This is a genomic window from Amycolatopsis sp. NPDC051758, assembly GCF_044453095.1.
Classification (GTDB): Bacteria; Actinomycetota; Actinomycetes; order Mycobacteriales; family Pseudonocardiaceae; genus Amycolatopsis.
In genome coordinates, this window is sequence record NZ_JBITCJ010000001.1 from 1,758,268 (window position 1) to 1,775,561 (window position 17,294).

Sequence of the window (17,294 nt, forward strand, 5' to 3'; positions counted from 1 at the left end):
GATGGGGAGAATGGAAAAGCAGGAAGCCATCGGCGACGACTTCGTCGAGTGGCGTCCGGACGTCGACCCGGAGTTCGACGAAAAGGCGTTCCCGGACTTCGGCATCCCGGTGCGCGCCATCCGCGGCTGGACGCAGCACACGCTGTACGGGGAGCCGACGGGCCCGCGTCGCGGCAACGAGCAGTACACCCCCGGCCCGGTCTGGCGCGGCTTCCCGGTGCCGGCCACCGACGCCGAAAAACTCGTGAACTACCTGGGCGCGAACTGGATCAGCCGGGCCGAGTTCGTCAGTGCGTTGCTGGACTGCGAAGTGCTCGTGCCGATGCAGGACGGCGAGCCGCTGGTGCGCCCGGTTCCGGGCGGCCACGAGGTCATCGCCTACAGCTCGTCGGCGAAGGTGCCCGGGCGGTACCCGCACCGGTGGCGCGTGGTCGTCCGCGACCTGCTGGCCGAGCGGCCCGGGACGGGCTTGACCCTCGACCCCGGCACCGGGCTGGTCCGCAGCCTCACCGCCGCCGAGCTGGGCGACGTCGGCCGTGGCGAACCGCGACCCAAGGTGGTCGAACCCGCGCCGGAAGCCGGGCCGGAGGTCGCTGAGGCGCTGCCCGCGCTGGTCGCGGAGTTCGGCATCGAGCCGCCCGACCTGCTGGAACGGCACCTGCGGTACGCCGTGGACCACGCCCGCGACCAGCACTTCGAGCTGACGCCGGAAGAGTGCATCCGGTACCTGCGCGGGTTCGCCTGGCAGTACCGCAACGGCGTCCGGCGCCGGGCCGGCCAGGAGCCGGAATGGCCCGCCGACCTGGGCGCCAACGGCCTGATCGCGCACGTGGACGAGCAGGCGCGCCCGCGTCCGGTGCCGTGGACGTTCGGCAAGTTCTCCGCCTTCGGCACGCTCGCCGCGCGCTTCGCCTGGCACCGGATCGTCGGTGCGTACGTCGGCTTCGCGATCGGTGACGCGATGGGCGGCGGCGCCGACCCGGCGGGCCCGCTGCCGATGGGCGGGCTGACCCGACACCTGCTGTTCCACACCGACATCGTGCTGCGCGGCCTGCCGCCGGTGCCGACCGGCGAGGTGCCGGCCACCCTGCCCGAGCCGGACCCGGTCGGCTGGCTCGCCGTCGCGACCCGGCAGGCCGGTCCCGCGCCCGCCGAGTTCTCGGCGCTGCTGGCCACGGCGTTGGCCGCGACGCCGGCCGGGGCGGTGGCCATGGCGGACGTCGACGGCGAGCGGTACGCGAAGGACGTCGCCCGCGAGCTGACCGGCAGCGGGGCCGGGGCGGAGGTCACCGAAGGCGTCGAGCTGCTGGTGGCGTTGTTCCAGGCTCTGCTCACCCGGGACGCGTTTGCGCTGCCGGTGCACCTGCGGCTGCGGGAGATCGGCGGCGACCTGGCAACGTCGACGCTGGCGCTGCGCGAAGACCGCGAAGCCGACGACGTCGAGCAGCTGGAAAGCATCGGCGACGGCCGGGACGTGCGGTCGGTGCTCGGCCGGGCGCTGTTCGCCGCGGCCAAGCGCGGTTACGACCCGGAGGCGGCGATCACGCTCGCCGCGCGGTCCGGCCCGGTGGCCGGCGCGATCGCCGGAGCGCTGGTCGGCGCCCGGCTCGGGGTGCCCGGCCTGCCCGCCGCGTGGGTCGCGGCGCTGCCCGATCTCGGCCTGCTCGACGACGTGGCGAGTGACGTCTTCTGGTACTTCAACCGCAACGGCCTCCAGACGGAGACCGCGGAACACCCGCGTTGGGAGCGCCGCTACCCGAGCGGCCGCTTCACCCCGGAACCGAAGGGACCCGATTTGCGCTCACGACTGCGGGGCAGCCTGCTGGCCGGGGCGATCGGTGACGCGCTGGGCGCGAAGACGGAGTTCGACTCGATCGACCGGATCCGCGAGATCGCCGGGCCGGCGGGCATCACCGACTTCATCCCGGCGTACGGCGGGGTCGGCCGGATCACCGACGACACGCAGATGACGCTCTTCACGCTCGAAGCGCTGATCCGGGCGCACGCCCAGCAGCGGCGGACCGGCTCCGCCGACGTCGTGCACTCGCTGCAGATGGCCTACCAGCGCTGGCTGCACACCCAGGGTGTCCAGTGGGACCGTGCCCGCGGGCCGCGGTCGGAGGTCGAGGCGCCGGACGGCTGGCTGGTCACCCACCAGGAGCTGTTCAGCCGCCGCGCACCCGGGCTGACCTGCTTCGGCGAGCTGGAGGCGTACGGGCGCTCGGGCGTGCGGGGCACCATCGAACGGCCGGTCAACAACTCGAAGGGCTGCGGCGGCGTGATGCGCGTGGCACCGATCGCGCTGTGGTCGGACGACCTCGCCGAGGTGTTCCGGCTGGGTGCGGAGAGCGCCGCGCTGACCCACGGTCACCCGAGCGGGTATTTGTCGTCGGGCTGCTTCGCCGTGGTCGTGCACGAGCTGCTCCACGGAAAGTCCCTGCTCGACGCGGTGGCGGCAGCCCGTGCCGAACTGGTGAAATATCCGCAGCACGAAGAGCAGGGCGCGGCGCTCGACGCGGCTCTGGCGCTGGCGGGACAGGGGCCGCCGACACCGGAAAAGCTCGAGTCACTGGGCGCAGGCAACGTCGGCGAGACGGCGTTGTCGATGTCCGTGTACGTCGCGCTGACCACCACGGACGCCGACTCGGCGTTGCTCGCGGCGGTCAACCACGGCGGGGACAGCGACTCGACCGGCTCGGTCTGCGGCAACCTCGTCGGCGCGATGTACGGCGAGGAAGCACTGCGGGGCAGCTGGCTCGAGCGGCTGGAGCTCCGCGACGTCATCGTCGGCCTGGCGGACGACGCGCTCACCGAGTTCGGCCCGGATGCGCCGGGTGATGACCGGTGGTTCGCTCGGTACCCGGTCGACTAGGTTCTTGAGGTCACTGGGGTCAGGGGAGGACAAACGTGCGTTACCGGGTTGAGGTGGCCGAACGCCCGGACGGCCTGTACGCGACGTGGGGCGAGGGGACGTTCCGCGCGCAGCGTTCCACCACGGACGGCACCGTGCTGCTGTCCGTGTTGCCGGAAGAAGAGGCGCCGGAGGGCTTCGACAAGGAGCACGACGGGCGTCCCGCGAAGGTGGTGCCGGCGAGCGAAGTGCCGTCGACGTTCACCCTGCGCACCTTCGGCGAGTACGACGACGAGGTCTTCGAGGTCGCGCCGGGCGCGCGGCCCGAGCTGACGCTCCGCTGGGTCCACGACGACGCCGCGCGCGCCGCGCAGCTGGGCCTGACCGACTTCTCGGTCACGGTCCCGGCGAAGCAGCTCACGGCGTTGTGGCAGACACGGCTGGACTTCACCGAGCAGCCGGAGGCCCGGCCGCAGCCGGGGGAAGGTGACCAGAACGCGCTGCTGCGCGCCATCGGGCGGACGCTGCTGCACACCGTGCCCGGCGGCTGGACCCGCGTCGGCGCGCAGTTCCGGCAGGTCGGGGACTACTCCGAGATCGAGCTCCGCGCGGTCGGCGACGAGGACGGGCCGGTCTCGGTCTCGCTGCCGGCGGTGCCGCGGCTCGGCGGGCTCTTCGCGCGGCTGCGGGCCGCGATGTACCAGGCCGAAGCGGGCACCTGGTTCCAGGGCACGTTCACGCTCGACTCGGCGTCGCAGTTCGACTTCGACTTCGACGCCGACCGCGAGCCGGACTGGCGGGTGCCGCCGAACGACGGCGGCCGCCCGTCGACCGCCGCGTACGAGCTGGAGCTGGCGAACTTCCCGCGGACGCCGAAGCACATGCCGGCCTGGCTGACGGGGAAGGCCGGGCTGCCGCTGGACATCGCGTTCCGGCACGCTCGCGCCGCCGACTCCCACACCGAGGGCGAGCGCCCGGTGGTCAACCGGCCGCCGGTGCCGCCGGACCAGGTCCGCGGGGTGCTCGACTACCTGTTCCGGGCGCCGGTCGCGCTGCACCGGCCCGCGCCGCTGCCGGACATCTTCGGCGCACCTGGTGCGCCACCGGACGTGCCGAACGCCTTCCACACCGACGGCACCTGGATCTGGCCCGCCGCCGTGCCGCACTACCTGCGCAAGTACGGGGTGCCGCCCGAGCCGGAGCTGGTCGAGCACGCGCGCGCGGCCGGCTTCCGCCCGCCGTTCGTCGGCGAGCTCGTCCGGGCGACGGCGGAGGCGGAGGTCGCCGGGCACCCGCGGCCGGCGCAGACCCCGGCCGACCTGCCCGACGAGCGGGCGCTCAGCCGTGTCGCCCAGGGCGAGCAGGTGCGGAACCTCAAGGGCGCGGAGACGCTGGAGCTGCTCCAGCAGCGGCTCGCCGAGCACGGCGTGCCGCCGGCGGCCTACCGGATCGGCGCCAAGGAGATCCCCGCCGACGACGTCTGGACGCTGCGCCGGGCCGAGAACGGCTGGGAGGTGTCCCGGCCGCCGGCCGACGAGCCGGTGGCGTTCGGCTCGCTCGGCGACGCGGCCCGCTTCCTGCTCGGCGTGCTGCTGATGCAGCCGCCGCGGCCGGCGGAGGAGTCCGACCTGCCCGCCGACTGGCCGATCCTGCCGATGCGGGGTGAGCCGCCGTTGAACTTCTACCGCGGCAAGCGCCTGGTCGTGCTCGCGCCGGGCACGACGATCGTCCGGTTCGGCAACGAGACCGGCAACCTGGTGCACGCGGACGGGACGCGGTTCGTCGAGACGTCGCTGGCGTTCGAACGCGAGCGGGAGAAGCGGCTCTACCGGGTGCAGCGCGCACTGCGGGTGCTGACCGGCGTGACGGCGCCGTGGAGCGCGATGCCGGGCGGCGCGGTCGCCTACCTGCTGCCGCGGCCGGTCGCCCAGCACCTCGAAACCGGCGCGCTCAGCCGGGTGTGATCAGGACGCGGTGATCAGGACGGCGGGTGACCACCAGTAGTCGGCGAGCGGTTCGACGACCACCTCGGTGAAGCCCGCCGTCTTCAGCTGCTCGGCCCAGGTCGCGGCCGGGTGCTCCCAGTTCGTCCGCTCCTGCCCGGCGACGAGGCCGAGCAGGACGGGCAGCAGGAATCCCTGCGCGACCAGTGAAGCGTCTTCGCCGTACTCGGTGACTCCGCGCTCGTAGCGCGCGACGAGCGAGCGAAGGTGCTCCGGCGAGCCTTCGGTGAACTCCGGGACGTCGAACTCGGCGAGCACCAGCGTCCCGGTGCGCGGCTGAAGCGCGCGAAGCACCTCCGCGCGCTGCTCCGGCTCGATGGACTGCAGTGCGAACGTCGACTGCGTGAGGTCCCAGCCGAGGTCGTCGCGGGCGAGGAACTCCTGCGCGGTCGACTGCCAGCACTGGGCCGACGGCACCCGTTCGTGGACCCCCTCGAGCAGCGCGGCCGACGGTTCGACCAGGTCGATCCGGCCGGGCTCGTGCGTGGCCTGCTCGAGCGCGGGCACCACGGCCAGGCCATCGCCGCAGCCCAGGTCGAGCAACGATTCCGGCTTCGTGTCGTCGTAACGGGCGGCGAGCGCGGTGCTCAGCGCCCGGTACAGCCCGACGTTGCCACCCCCGCGGATGAACGCCGTGAACGCGCTGGGCTGGTCGTACACCGAAGCCGAACCCTCGCCGGCCAGGTAGGTCCGCAGCTCGTCGGCCAGCGAAGAACCGGCACGGCCGGCCTGGGCGGCGAGTTCGGCGGCCTGGTCGTGGTCACCGGCGCGGTGGGCGGCGAGGGCGTCGGCGAGCAGCTCGATCGAGGTCATGTTCAGGAGATATCAGAACGGCACCCAGAGCGTCACTCGGGTGCCCCCACCGGCGAGTCCCGATTCGACCCGCGACGTCCCGCCGACCTCCGCCAGGCGTGCGGTGATCGACTCGCTGATGCCGAACCCGGCCGGGCGGTCGGCCGGGCTGAACCCGGCGCCGTGGTCACGGGTGATGACGGCGATGCCGCCCTCGCGTTCCTCGACCCGCACCACGACCCGGTCGGTGCCGGAGTGCTTCATCGTGTTCCGCAGCGCCTCGCGCACGGCGTCGCGGATGGCGATCTGGCGGACCTCGGACAGCGTGTCGTCGTCCAGCTCGGCCACCACGAGCTGGGCGCGCAGCCCGTCGCGTGCCATCTCGGCGGCGAGCGCGGCCAGCTTCTCGCCCAGCGGCCGGGCGCCGGCCTCGGCCCGGTCGGACGCCGCCGACTCGATCGTGTGCCGGATCTCCATCGCCTGGGCCCGGGCCAGCCGCTGGATCTCGACGAGTCGCTCCTCGGCGTTCGAGGTGCCGGACAACGCCATCGCCTCGAGCGTCTGCAGCACGGTGTCGTGCAGCATCCGGTGCTGCTGGGCGCGCTCGGCGAGCCGGCCGTTGCGGGTGCCGTACGCCAGCGCCAGCCGGGTGCCGAGCCCGGTCAGCACCAGCGCGGCAGTGGCCAGGAACATCAGCGCGAGCAGCGCGGAGTACGTCGAGAGCGCGTCGGTGACGCGGAACTGGCCGGTGTTCAGCCAGTTCGCCAGCATCCGCAGCGGGAAGCTGACCAGCCCGAACACCAGCCCGCTGGGCACGCCGAGCGCGAGCGTCAGCAGCCCGGCCTCGCCGAACAGGTGGACGCTGCTGACCGCGAGCGCGTCGGTGTACACCTCCGGCGGCACGGTCAGCGCCAGGACCAGCGGCGAGAGCACGGTGAAGACCAGGTCGACCGCGAGCAGCTTGCCCGCGTCGCGGCCGCGGAACGGCGCCGAGCGGAACATCCAGCGGAAGCCGATCACGTTCAGCGCGATCGACAGCAGCGTGAACAGCCCGACCGGCAGCAGCCCCCGCGAGCCGTGCTCGACGACGAAGACGCCGAACTGGCCGGGCACCGCGAGCAGCCGGTAGGCCAGCGGGATGAGCACGACGTACCGGGTGGCGCGCAGGAGCAGGCCGTCCCGCTGCACCGGGTCGATCGGCCCGGCCATCTTGGAGATGCGCTTCAGCGCGTGGATCGGGGTGGGGTCGCCGACCTCGTCGGAGAGCTCGCTGGTGGCCGTCGCGATCGCCGGCGCGCCCTGCCGCAGCAGTGCCACCAAGAAGCTGCCCCCGGCCACCGCTTTCGGCGAGTCGGGCGCTTCGGTGGACATCGCGCAGACAACTCCCTGGTCACATCGGTGAGCCGAGGTCCGGAGTATCCCCAATCCGTGGTCCGCAGGTCCAGCGTTCCACGGAATTCATCGCGAGTTGGTCAGAAGTTTCCGATTCCCTGTTCGGCCGCCCACCGCTTCAGCTCGGCCACGGCGTCGTCGTGCTCCAGCGGCCCGCGGTCCAGCCGCAGCTCCTTGAGGAACTTCCACGCCTTGCCGACGTCCGGGCCCGGCTGGAGGCCGAGCAGCTCCATGATCTGCTCGCCGTTGAGGTCCGGCCGCACGCGGTCGAGGTCCTCCTTGGCCTTGAGCGCGGCGATGCGGGCCTCGAGGTCGTCGTAGGTCGCCTGCAGCGCCGCCGCCTTCCGGCGGTTGCGCGTGGTGCAGTCGGCCCGCACCAGCTTGTGCAGCCGGGTCAGCAGCGGGCCGGCGTCGGTGACGTACCGGCGGACCGCCGAATCCGTCCACTCGCCCTTGCCGTACCCGTGGAACCGCAGGTGGAGGAACACGAGCTGGGAGACGTCGTCGATGATCTCCTTGGAGAACTTCAGCGCCCGCAAACGTTTGCGGGCCATCCGCGCCCCGACCACCTCGTGGTGGTGGAAGCTCACCCCGCCGCCCGGCTGGAACTCCCGCGTCGCGGGCTTGCCGGCGTCGTGCAGCAGCGCGGCCAGCCGCAGGATCAGGTCCGGCTCGGACGCCGGCTCGTGCGACTTCTCCAGCTCGATCGCCTGGGTCAGCACGGTCAGGGAGTGCTGGTAGACGTCCTTGTGCTGGTGGTGCTCGTCGATCGCCAGCCGCATCCCGGGCACCTCGGGCAGCACCCGGTCGGCGAGCCCGGTGTCGACCAGCAGCTCCAGCCCGGGGAGCGGGTCGTCGGCCAGCAGCAGCTTGGACAGCTCGGCCTGGACGCGCTCGGCGGTGATCCGGTCGATCTCGTTCGCCATCGAGGTCATCGCGTCGACGACCCGCGGCGCGGCGGTGAAGCCCAGCTGGGCGGCGAAGCGCGCGGCCCGCAGCATCCGCAGCGGGTCGTCGGCGAACGACTCCTGCGGCGTCGCCGGCGTGTCGAACACCTTCTCCTTCAGCGCGCTCAGGCCGTCGTGCGGGTCGATGAACGTCTTCGACCCCAGCTCGACCGCCATCGCGTTGACCGTGAAGTCGCGGCGCAGCAGGTCACCCTCGATGCTGTCGCCGAAGGTGACCTCGGGGTTGCGGCCGACGCGGTCGTAGCTGTCCGCGCGGAACGTGGTGATCTCGAGCTGCATGCCCTTCTTCGTCACGCCGACCGTGCCGAAGGCGATCCCGACGTCCCAGACCGCGTCACCCCAGTCGCTGACGATCTTCAGCACCCGGTCCGGCCGGGCGTCGGTGGTGAAGTCGAGGTCGCCGGAGCGCCGGCCGAGCAGCGCGTCGCGCACGCTCCCGCCGACGAGGTACAGGCGGTGCCCGGCCCGGGCGAACCTCTCGGCCAGTTCGTCCGCCAGGGGGGAGAGCCGCATCAGCTCGACCACCGCGTTCTCCTTGGCGACCACGTCGTTCACGAAAATCCCACTACTTGTCGGGTGCGATTACTACAGGCACCGCCGGACAGGACACGGAGAGCCAGCCTACCGGGGCAACCGTTTGCTCTAGCATCGCAGCATGTCTGGATCAGCCGGCCGTCCCGGCGCCTCCAAGCCGCGGAGGCGGCGCAGGCGTCAGCGCGGCAGGCGCCTGACCACGGTCGACGAGACGTCGGCCGGTGGCCTCGTGATGGACGCGGCGCGCGAACAGGCGGTGCTGATCGGCCGGCTCGACCGGCACGGCAGACTGCTGTGGTCGCTGCCCAAGGGCCACATCGAGGACGGTGAGACGGTGGAACAGACGGCCGTGCGCGAGGTGAAGGAAGAAACCGGCATCTCCGCGCGTGTCCTGCGGCCACTGGGCACCATCGACTACTGGTTCGTGGCCGAGAAGCGGCGGATCCACAAGACCGTCCACCACTTCCTGCTCGAAGCGCTCGGCGGCGAGCTCTCCGACGAAGACGTCGAGGTCACCGAGGTGGCCTGGGTCCCGCTGGCCGAGCTGGAGACCAAACTCGCCTACTCCGACGAGCGCAAGCTCGTCCGGAAGGCCAAGGAACTTTTCGCGCGCCCGGACGTCCTCGGACGAGACGAGCACGCCCCTGAGGGAGCCCCCGAGTGAAGCGGTTCGCCGCAGCCTTCCTTTCCGTCCTCTTCCTGGCCGTGCCCGCCCTCACCGGAGCCACGGTGGCCCAGGCGGAGGAGGGCGCCCGCCTGCGCGTCGAGCTGACCCAGCTCGCCCCGCGCGTGGTGACCAGCTCGACGACGACGCTGACCGTCTCCGGCACCGTCACCAACACCGGCGACCGCAAGGTCAACCGGCCGCAGGTGCGGCTGCAGGTCGGCGATCGGGTCACGACCTCGCGCGGGGTCAACGACGTGCTGTCGGGCGCCGTCATCAAGGACTCCCCGTTGACCGACTTCAGCTCGGTCGCGGACGCGCTGGAGCCCGGGCAGAGCGCGCCGCTGAACATCACGGTGAACCTGACCGGCTCGAAGGCCGCGCAGTTCAGCCGCCCCGGCGTCTACCCGCTGCTGGTGAACGTCAACGGCACGCCGGAGTTCGGCGGGCCCGCGCGGCTGGGCGCGGTCAGCATGCTGATGCCGGTGCTGGCCGGGCCGGGCAAGTCGGCCGGGCACTCGTCGGCGGGCGCGCCGAGCATGACCCTGCTCTGGCCGCTGACCAGCAACGTCCCCCAGGTCTACGCGGCGCCGTACGGCCAGCCGCTGGTGCTGCGCGACGACCGGCTGGCCGACGAGATCGGCCCCGACGGCCGGCTGAACGCGCTGGTCACCGCCGCGTCCACGGCCGTGCACGGCGACTCGGACCTCGCGAAGTCGATGTGCTTCGCGCTCGACCCGGACCTGCTGGCCACGGTCGACTCGATGAGCCGCGGCTACCGGGTGCACACCGAGAACGGGAACATCGACGGCAAGGGCGTCCAGACCGCGAAGACGTGGCTGACCTCGCTGCGCTCCCTGCTGACCGGCCGGTGCGTGGTGGCGCTGCCCTTCGCCGACGCCGACCTCAACACCGTCGCGCGGATCCGTCCCGGCGACCCCGTCCTGGTCGCCCAGGCGGCCGCGGCGGCCGCCACGATCCAGCAGCTGGCCGGCGTCACGCCGCAGACCGGCGTGCTCTGGCCGGACGGCACGCTCAACGAGGCGGTGCTCACCGCCCTGACCCAGGCCGGCGTCAAGACCGTCCTGACGGACGCGGCGAAGCTCGCCCCCGTCGGCGGAGGCGGCGGGGTCACCGTGCAGGGCAGCGCGGTCCGGGCCCAGCCGACGGACTCGCTGATCTCCGCGGCCATGACCGGCGTGCCGAGCGTGCCCGACTCGGTCACCGTGGCCGCGAGCACCGAACGGGCGATCGCCGGCCAGAACGGGCTCGGCGCGCTCGCCTTCCGGGCCGGTCTCGGCCTGCCGGCCGGGCAGGAGCGCCCGAAGCACCTGCTCGTCGCGCCGCCGCGGCGCTGGGACGCCCCGGCCACCGAGCTCACGGCGTACCTGCAGCAGGTCGGTGAGTTCCTCGACGCCGGGGTGGTCACGGCGGAGTCGCTCCCGTCGCTGCTGTCCGCGGACCCGGCGGGCACCGGCGCGGTCGGCGACGGCGGCCAGAACCCCGACGCGGCCGTCGACCCCGCCGTCGTCTCGACGCTGACGAAGCTCGACGACCAGGCCGCCGGGATGGCGTCCGCGATGCAGCTGGACCCCACCAAGCGGGTGAAACCGGAGGACGTCGTCGCTTCGGTGCGGCTGGCCGAGCTGCGCGGTGCCTCCACCGGCTGGCGGGGCCTGTCGGCCGACGCGGCGACCGCGAACGCGCAGGCCGAGATCGGGGCCATCAGCGACCGGGTGAGCGTCCGGCAGCCGCAGCAGATCATCGCGCTGGCGTCCGGCAACTCCCCGCTGCCGGTGTACGTGGTGAACGACCTGCCGGTCGGGATCAACGCGCGGTTCTCGCTCAACAACAACACGGGCCTGCGCGCGGACGAAGCCAAGCAGGTGTCGTTCCCCGCGGGCGGCGGCCGGCAGTACTTCCTCCCCGTGGAGGCGCTGCGGGCCGGCCGGTTCAGCGTCGATGTGTCGTTGAGCACGCCCACCGGTACCCCGCTCGGGTCATCCGCGCGGTTCGAGCTGACGTCGACGGAGTACGGCGCGATCACCATCATCGCGACCGTCGCCGCAGGTGTGGCCCTGCTTCTGCTCGCCTCCCGGCGCATCTACCGGCGGGTGAAGGACGCCCGGACGGGTCGCGACGTCGTCGACTGATCCGTCGGCCTTCGAGTGCTTCGGCCGGTTCCCGATTACCCTTGGTCCGCACGTGCGCGGCACCAGGCCGCGGCACCGGGGTTCGAGCACCGAGGATTGGGCACGCGTTGGAGAGAGAGCCGGGCTTACCACCCGAGCGTGCGAGTCGTCCTCGGCGCGAAGGCGCACCGCCCCCGCAACGGGGTGACGGGCCGCCGCGGGCCGCGCAGCCGCCCCGCCGCCAGCCGCCCCCGCAGCAGCCGCCGCCCGAGCGCGGCCGTCGTCAGCCGCCCCGCAACGGGCACACCCGCCAGATGCCGGCGCCCGACGAGGCGCCGGTCCGCGACAAGCGCGCCCGGCGCGACGACGTGCCTCCCCGGCGTCCCGTCCGCGACGACGCCCCGGCCCGGCCCGCTCGTGACGACAACCCGCCGCGGCGGCCGGCCCGCGAAGACGGCCCGCCGCCCCGGCGACGCGACGACGTTCCCCGTGAGGGACGTCCGCCGCGCGACGACGGGCGGGTCCGCGACCAGCGCCCCCCGCGTGACGACGCACCCGGCCGGCCGGCCCGCGACGACGGCTGGCCCGCCCACGACGAGGCCCCGGTCCGCGACGGCCGCCCGGCCCGGCGCGTCCCGCCGCCGGGTCCGCCGCCCCAGGGGCCACCTCCGCAAGGACCGCCGCCCCAGGGCCCGCCGCCGCGCGCCGGCCAGCCGCCCCGGGCGGCCGGCGGTCCGGCGCCCACCCGTGTCCAACCGGTGCCGCCGCCGGCGGGGCCACCCGCCCAGCCGTCGGCCCAGGGCCGGCTGCCGCAGCCCGCCCCGCCGCTGCCACCCCCCGTGACGCCGCCTCCGATGACACCGCCTCCGGGCACCCCGGCGCCCGGCACGCCCGCCACCGGCACCCCGTCCCAGGGGGTGCCGGTGCCGCCCCGCGGCCGTGGCGCGCGCCGGCCGGCGCCGGTCCGGCCGTGGCAGGAGGACGCCCAGCGACCGCCCGACCCGGAGGCGACGCGGTTCATCCCGCGCACCGCCGGCGTCCCGATGAACTCGCGCTGGCCGGTCGCCGACCCGGACGTCATGCGCCCGTACGACGCGCTGGCCACCCAGGTCATGCCGGCGCTCAAGACGCCGCTCGTCAAGCCGGTCGAACCCGGCAAGGAAGCCGCGGCCCCGGCCAAGGCGCCGTCGCTGGCGAAGGCGTCCGGCCGGATGGCGATCGCGTCGCTGATCAGCCGGATCACCGGGTTCCTGTGGAAGCTGCTGCTGGTCGGCGCGATCGGCCAGGGCATCGCGAACGACTCGTTCAACGTCGCCAACACGATGCCGAACATCATCTTCGAGCTGCTGATGGGCGGGGTGCTCGCCAGCGTGGTGGTGCCGCTGCTGGTGCGCTCGCAGGACGAGCCCGACGGCGGCACGGCCTACACCCAGCGCCTGATCACGGTGGCGTTCTCGCTGCTGCTGGTCGGCACGGTGGTCGCGGTGCTCGCGGCCCCGGCGTTCACCGGCCTGTACGTCGACGGCTCCGGCAAGGCCAGTTCGGGCCTGACCACGGCGTTCGCCTACCTGCTGCTGCCGGAGATCTTCTTTTACGGCATGTTCGCGCTGCTCTCGGCGGTGCTGAACGCGAAGCAGATCTTCGGGCCGACGGCCTGGGCGCCGGTGATCAACAACCTGGTCGTCATCTTCACGATCCTGGTCGTCTGGATCATGCCGGGCGACATCAACACCACGTCCCCGTCGATCACCGACCCCAAGGTGCTGACCCTGGGCATCGGCGTCACCGGCGGCATCATCGCCCAGGCCATCCTGCTGGTGCCGCCGCTGCTGCGGTCGGGCTTCCGGTTCAAGTGGCGCTGGGGCATCGACAAGCAGATGAAGGAGTTCGGCGGCCTCGCGCTCTGGATCCTCGGCTACGTCGCGGTGAGCCAGGTCGGCTACACGATCAACACGCGCGTGCTGACCAGCGGTTCACCCGGTGGTGTGACCGCGTACAGCAACGCCTGGCTGCTCTTCCAGCTGCCGTACGGCGTCATCGGCGTCTCGCTGCTGACCGCGATCATGCCGCGGATGAGCCGTGCGGCCGCCGACGGCGACCACAAGAAGCTGATCGGCGACCTCTCCTACGCGTCGCGGATGTCGACGGTGATGCTGGTGCCGATCTCCGCGGTGATGACCGTGGTCGGCGGCTCGATCGGCATCGCGCTGTTCACCTTCGGCAAGGGCACCGTCGACACCGCCGAGCGGCTCGGCGACGCGCTGGCCATCTCGGCGTTCGCGCTGCTGCCGTACGCGCTGGTCATGCTCCAGATGCGCGTCTTCTACGCGATGAAGGACGCGCGGACGCCGACGCTGATCATGATCGTGATGACGCTGGTCAAGGTGCCGCTGCTGTACCTGTGCCCGGTGCTGCTGTCGCCGGACAACGTCGTGCTCGGCGTCATGATGGTGAACGCGCTGACGTTCGTGGTCGGCGCGATCCTCGGCCAGGTGTGGCTCTGGGTGACATTGGGCAACCTGCGCAGCAAGCGGGTGATCGGCGTGATCCTCTTCACGGTGGTGGCCAGCGGGCTCGGGGTCGGCGCCGCGTGGGTCGCCGGCTCGATCGTGCCGGACTCGTTCGGGCCCACTTTGCAGGCCTGGGTGAAGCTCTTCCTGCAGGGCATCGTCGGGATCACGGTCTCGTTCGGCGTGCTCATGGCGCTGAAGGTGGAGGAGCTGAAACCGGCCACGTCGAGGTTCACCCGGTTGATCAAGCGGGGGTAACGATTCCGGTACGGATGGCGACGACTCCCGCGTCGTATTCTGGGTAACCTTGGAGCGGGGAGCTAACGGGAGAGTGCGGGTGGACACGAGGCGGAGCGAACAGGCGGGGGGTGCGAACCACGTGGGCAAGGCCCAGGTCGGATCGCTGGCCCCCGGGCGCGTGGTCGGCGACGGCCGCTACCGCCTCCTCGCGCAGTTCGGCGTGGACGAGCGGGGTGACGCGCACCTTTGGCGCGCCCGCGACGGCCAGCTGAAGCGCGATGTCGCGTTGACCCTGCTGGTCGGCGACCCGGCGGACCCGGAAGCCGCGCGGCTCGCGCGGCGCACCCTCGAACGCGCGACGCACGCGTCGAAGTTCGGCCACGGCGGTGTCGCCCGAGTGCTCGACGTGCTCGCCCTCGGCAGCGGCATCACCTCGAGCGAGGGTCTGCTCGGCGTGGTCGTCGCGGAATGGACCAAGGGCAGCGACCTGGTCGACCTCGTCGCGCAGCGGCCGGTCGCCCCCGGCGCCGCCGCGCGGATGGTGCAGGCGCTGGCCGAAGCCGTCGAGCAGGCCCACCAGAACGGGCTCGTGCTCGGGCTCGACCACCCCCAGCGGCTGCGGCTGACGCCGAACGGCGCGTTGAAGCTCGCGTTCCCCGGCCCGCTGCCGGAGGCGACGCTGCGCGACGACGTCAAGGCGCTCGGCGCGGTCCTCTACCTGCTGCTCACCGGACGCTGGGCGCTGCCCGGCGGCCCGCCCGCCATCCAGCCGGCGCCGACCACACCGCAGGGCGGGATCGTGCCGCCGCGGCAGCTGATCCCGACCGTGCCCGCCGACCTGTCGTCGCTGGCCGTCCGCACGATCGAGGACGGCGGCAACGGCGGCATCCGCACCAGCGCGGCCATCCTCCGCATGCTCGACCAGGTCGCCGAGCAGGAAGAGCGCACCCAGCTGATCAAGGCCGTCGGCGGTGACCCGGCCGAGGGCGAAGGCACGGTCTGGACGACGAAGAAGCCGGTCAAGGACGTCGCCCGGCGGCGCAAGCTCGCGCTGGGCGTCACCGTGCTGGTGGTCGCGACCGTCGTCATCCTCGCCTGGGGCGGGCTGATGCTGATCAACGTCTTCCAGGGTGACTCGAAGGCGAGCGGGCCGACGATCAACGTCGCCGCGCCGCCCGCGTCGAGCCAGCCGGCCGGGCAGCCGCCCGCCTCGAGCCAGCCGGCCCCGCCGCCGTCGCCCGCCGTGGGCGCCGCGGTGAAGCCGCAGGCGGTGGCCGTCTACAACCCCGAGGGCAAGGGTGACAACACCTCGCGGGCGAAGTTCGCGACCGACGGCAAGCCCGAGACGCAGTGGCGGACCGAGCAGTACAAGCAGCAGTTCCCGGTCATCAAGCCCGGGGTCGGGCTGGTCGTCACCTTCAAGGACCCGATCAACCTCAGCCAGGTGAAGGTGGCCGGCGGCACGCCGGGCACCAAGGTCGAGATCCGCTCGGCGACCGAGAAGAACCCGGACTTCGCGGACACGAAGGTGGTCGGAAACGGCGATCTGGTGGACGGCGAGACGACGATTCCGCTGGCTCAGCCCACCCAGGGCGAGTACTTCGTCATCTGGATCAGCCAGCTGGGTGGCGAGGAAGGGAAGTTCCAGACCGAAATCGCCGACCTGACCTTCCTGCCTGCGGGGTGACGCACCCGACCGGGTCAGTAGGCTCTTGCGGGTGACAGCTGCAGCTCCCACGGATGCGGATCTGATAGCGGCTCACGCCGCGGGGGACCCTCATGCGTTCAGCGAACTCGTCCAGCGACATCGCGACCGCATGTGGGCGGTCGCTCTGCGCACGGTCCGGGACCCGGAGGAAGCCGCCGACGCGTTGCAGGACGCGTTCATCTCGGCGTTCCGCGCCGCCGACAAGTTCCGGGCCGAGTCGCAGGTCACCACGTGGCTGCACCGGATCGTGGTGAACGCCTGCCTCGACCGGATCCGCCGCCGCCAGGCCCGCCCGACCGTCCCGCTGCCGGAGACCGGCTTCAACGAGCCGGCCACCCCGCGCGACTCGATGGCCGAACGGGAGACCAGCCTGCTCGTGCGCGAGGCGCTCGACCAGCTGCCCGAGGACCAGCGCGCCCCGATCCTGCTCGTCGACGTCGAGGGTTACTCAGTCGCCGAGACCGCGAAGATGCTCGGCATCGCCGAAGGCACCGTGAAGAGCCGGTGCGCGCGGGGCCGCGGAAAACTCGCGAAGGTTCTCGGACACCTGCGGAACCCCGATGCGATTGCGAACGTCCCAACTCACGAAAGCAAACGGGCCGGGCGCCAGCCGGGTAGCGGGGAGGGACGATGACGGACGAAAGCCGGGGGATCGGGGGGACCGTCGGTCCGCCCTGGTCTGTCGACGTGCTCGCCGACCTCCACGCCGGAGTGCTGGACGACGCGCAGGCGGCCGAGCTCTGGCCGCTGGTCACCGCGGATCCGGAGGCCCAGGCGATCCTGGAGGCCCTCGACGCGACGCAGGCCGACCTGGCCTCGCTCGCCGACGCGCCGGCCCCGCCGATGCCCGCGGAGTTCGCGGCTCGCCTGGACGCGGCCTTGGCCGCCGAAGCAGCGGCCAAGTTTTCTGAACGACCACAGCTCGCGCCGCGGACGGCACCGGAGCAGGCCGGGCCCGGGGACGCCCCGGTGGTGGACCTCGCGGCGGCCCGGCGGCGCCGGAACAAGCGGCTCGGCTGGGCCGCCGGCGTCCTGACCGCGGCCGCGGCGGCGATCGTCGCGGTGACGGTCGCGATCCCCGGCACGACGCAGCAGACCGGCACCCCGAACGTCGCGGCCCCGCCGCCGTCCGGCCCGACGGTCGGTGACGACGGCAGTGGCGCGCAGGCCCTGGTCGGCAAGGCGATCGGCGTCCGCGACTTCGGCCCGCTGGAGAACGAGGACCGGCTCGACGCGTGCATCGCGGCCGCCGGGCTCGACCCGAAGGTGCGGCCGGAGGGCATCCGCCCGGTCAACGTCGGCGGCAAGGCCGGCGTGATGATCATCCTGACCACCGGCAAGCTGGCCCAGTTCCGCCTGGTCGCCTTCGGCGCGGACTGCGGACCGGCGAATCCGGCCGTGCTGTTCGACAAGATCGTCGGGGAGAAGTAACCGCGCCGCCGAGGAGACGAGTAGCGGCTGTCACCCCGGGGAACATGGGCACCTACGATCGTGTTGAGC

Annotated in this window: 12 protein-coding genes; 8 read left to right on the forward strand and 4 right to left on the reverse strand. The window is 72.8% G+C overall.

Annotated elements, in window-relative coordinates; translation table 11 throughout:
• The first annotated feature begins 10 nt into the window (after positions 1-10).
• The gene (locus ACIA5G_RS09085; RefSeq protein ID WP_395921755.1) at positions 11-2,872 is read left to right on the forward strand and encodes an ADP-ribosylglycohydrolase family protein; all 2,862 of its coding nucleotides are present in this window, start codon (positions 11-13) and stop codon (positions 2,870-2,872) included.
• Between the two features lie 35 nt (positions 2,873-2,907).
• Positions 2,908-4,815, forward strand: a complete 1,908-nt coding sequence (locus ACIA5G_RS09090; protein ID WP_395921757.1) for a TNT domain-containing protein — start codon at positions 2,908-2,910, stop codon at positions 4,813-4,815.
• Here ACIA5G_RS09090 and ACIA5G_RS09095 read toward each other — a convergent pair whose 3' ends face one another.
• From ACIA5G_RS09095 to ACIA5G_RS09105, 3 genes are all read right to left on the reverse strand, one after another.
• A complete protein-coding gene (locus tag ACIA5G_RS09095; RefSeq protein WP_395921759.1) occupies positions 4,816-5,667 on the reverse strand; it encodes a class I SAM-dependent methyltransferase in 852 nt (283 codons plus the stop codon).
• 12 nt (positions 5,668-5,679) lie between these two features.
• Positions 5,680-7,017 carry a sensor histidine kinase gene (locus ACIA5G_RS09100; RefSeq protein ID WP_395921760.1) on the reverse strand — a complete coding sequence of 446 codons (1,338 nt, stop codon included), beginning with the start codon at positions 7,015-7,017 and terminating at the stop codon, positions 5,680-5,682.
• Positions 7,018-7,118: 101 nt separating this feature from the next.
• Positions 7,119-8,561: a CCA tRNA nucleotidyltransferase gene (locus tag ACIA5G_RS09105; protein ID WP_395921762.1), complete on the reverse strand. Its 1,443-nt coding sequence runs from the start codon at positions 8,559-8,561 to the stop codon at positions 7,119-7,121.
• A 100-nt stretch (positions 8,562-8,661) separates the two neighbouring features.
• On the opposite strand from ACIA5G_RS09105, the gene ACIA5G_RS09110 reads away from it, so the two are divergent.
• Positions 8,662-9,204, forward strand: coding sequence for an NUDIX hydrolase (locus ACIA5G_RS09110; protein WP_395921764.1), 543 nt, complete (start codon positions 8,662-8,664; stop codon positions 9,202-9,204).
• Positions 9,201-11,357, forward strand: a complete 2,157-nt coding sequence (locus tag ACIA5G_RS09115; RefSeq protein WP_395921765.1) for a DUF6049 family protein — start codon at positions 9,201-9,203, stop codon at positions 11,355-11,357. The genes ACIA5G_RS09110 and ACIA5G_RS09115 overlap by 4 nt, the downstream gene beginning before the upstream one ends.
• A gap of 125 nt (positions 11,358-11,482) precedes the next feature.
• On the opposite strand, the gene ACIA5G_RS09120 is transcribed toward ACIA5G_RS09115, so the two are convergent.
• Entirely contained in the window at positions 11,483-12,010 is a 528-nt protein-coding gene (locus ACIA5G_RS09120) for a hypothetical protein (protein ID WP_395921766.1), read from the reverse strand.
• Positions 12,011-12,190: 180 nt separating this feature from the next.
• Here ACIA5G_RS09120 and murJ point away from each other — a divergent pair, with 180 nt between their 5' ends.
• The 4 genes from murJ to ACIA5G_RS09140 all read left to right on the forward strand — a co-directional run bounded on the left by murJ (position 12,191) and on the right by ACIA5G_RS09140 (position 17,225).
• Positions 12,191-14,104 carry a murein biosynthesis integral membrane protein MurJ gene (gene murJ / locus ACIA5G_RS09125; RefSeq protein ID WP_395921767.1) on the forward strand — a complete coding sequence of 638 codons (1,914 nt, stop codon included), beginning with the start codon at positions 12,191-12,193 and terminating at the stop codon, positions 14,102-14,104.
• Between the two features lie 79 nt (positions 14,105-14,183).
• Complete coding sequence (locus tag ACIA5G_RS09130; protein WP_395921768.1) at positions 14,184-15,773, forward strand: protein kinase family protein; 1,590 nt, start codon at positions 14,184-14,186, stop codon at positions 15,771-15,773.
• A 31-nt stretch (positions 15,774-15,804) separates the two neighbouring features.
• On the forward strand, positions 15,805-16,428 hold the full coding sequence (sigM, locus tag ACIA5G_RS09135; protein WP_257922722.1) for an RNA polymerase sigma factor SigM: 624 nt from the start codon (positions 15,805-15,807) through the stop codon (positions 16,426-16,428).
• Complete coding sequence (locus tag ACIA5G_RS09140; protein ID WP_395921769.1) at positions 16,425-17,225, forward strand: hypothetical protein; 801 nt, start codon at positions 16,425-16,427, stop codon at positions 17,223-17,225. Before sigM ends, ACIA5G_RS09140 begins: the two co-directional genes overlap by 4 nt.
• Positions 17,226-17,294 lie beyond the last annotated feature (69 nt).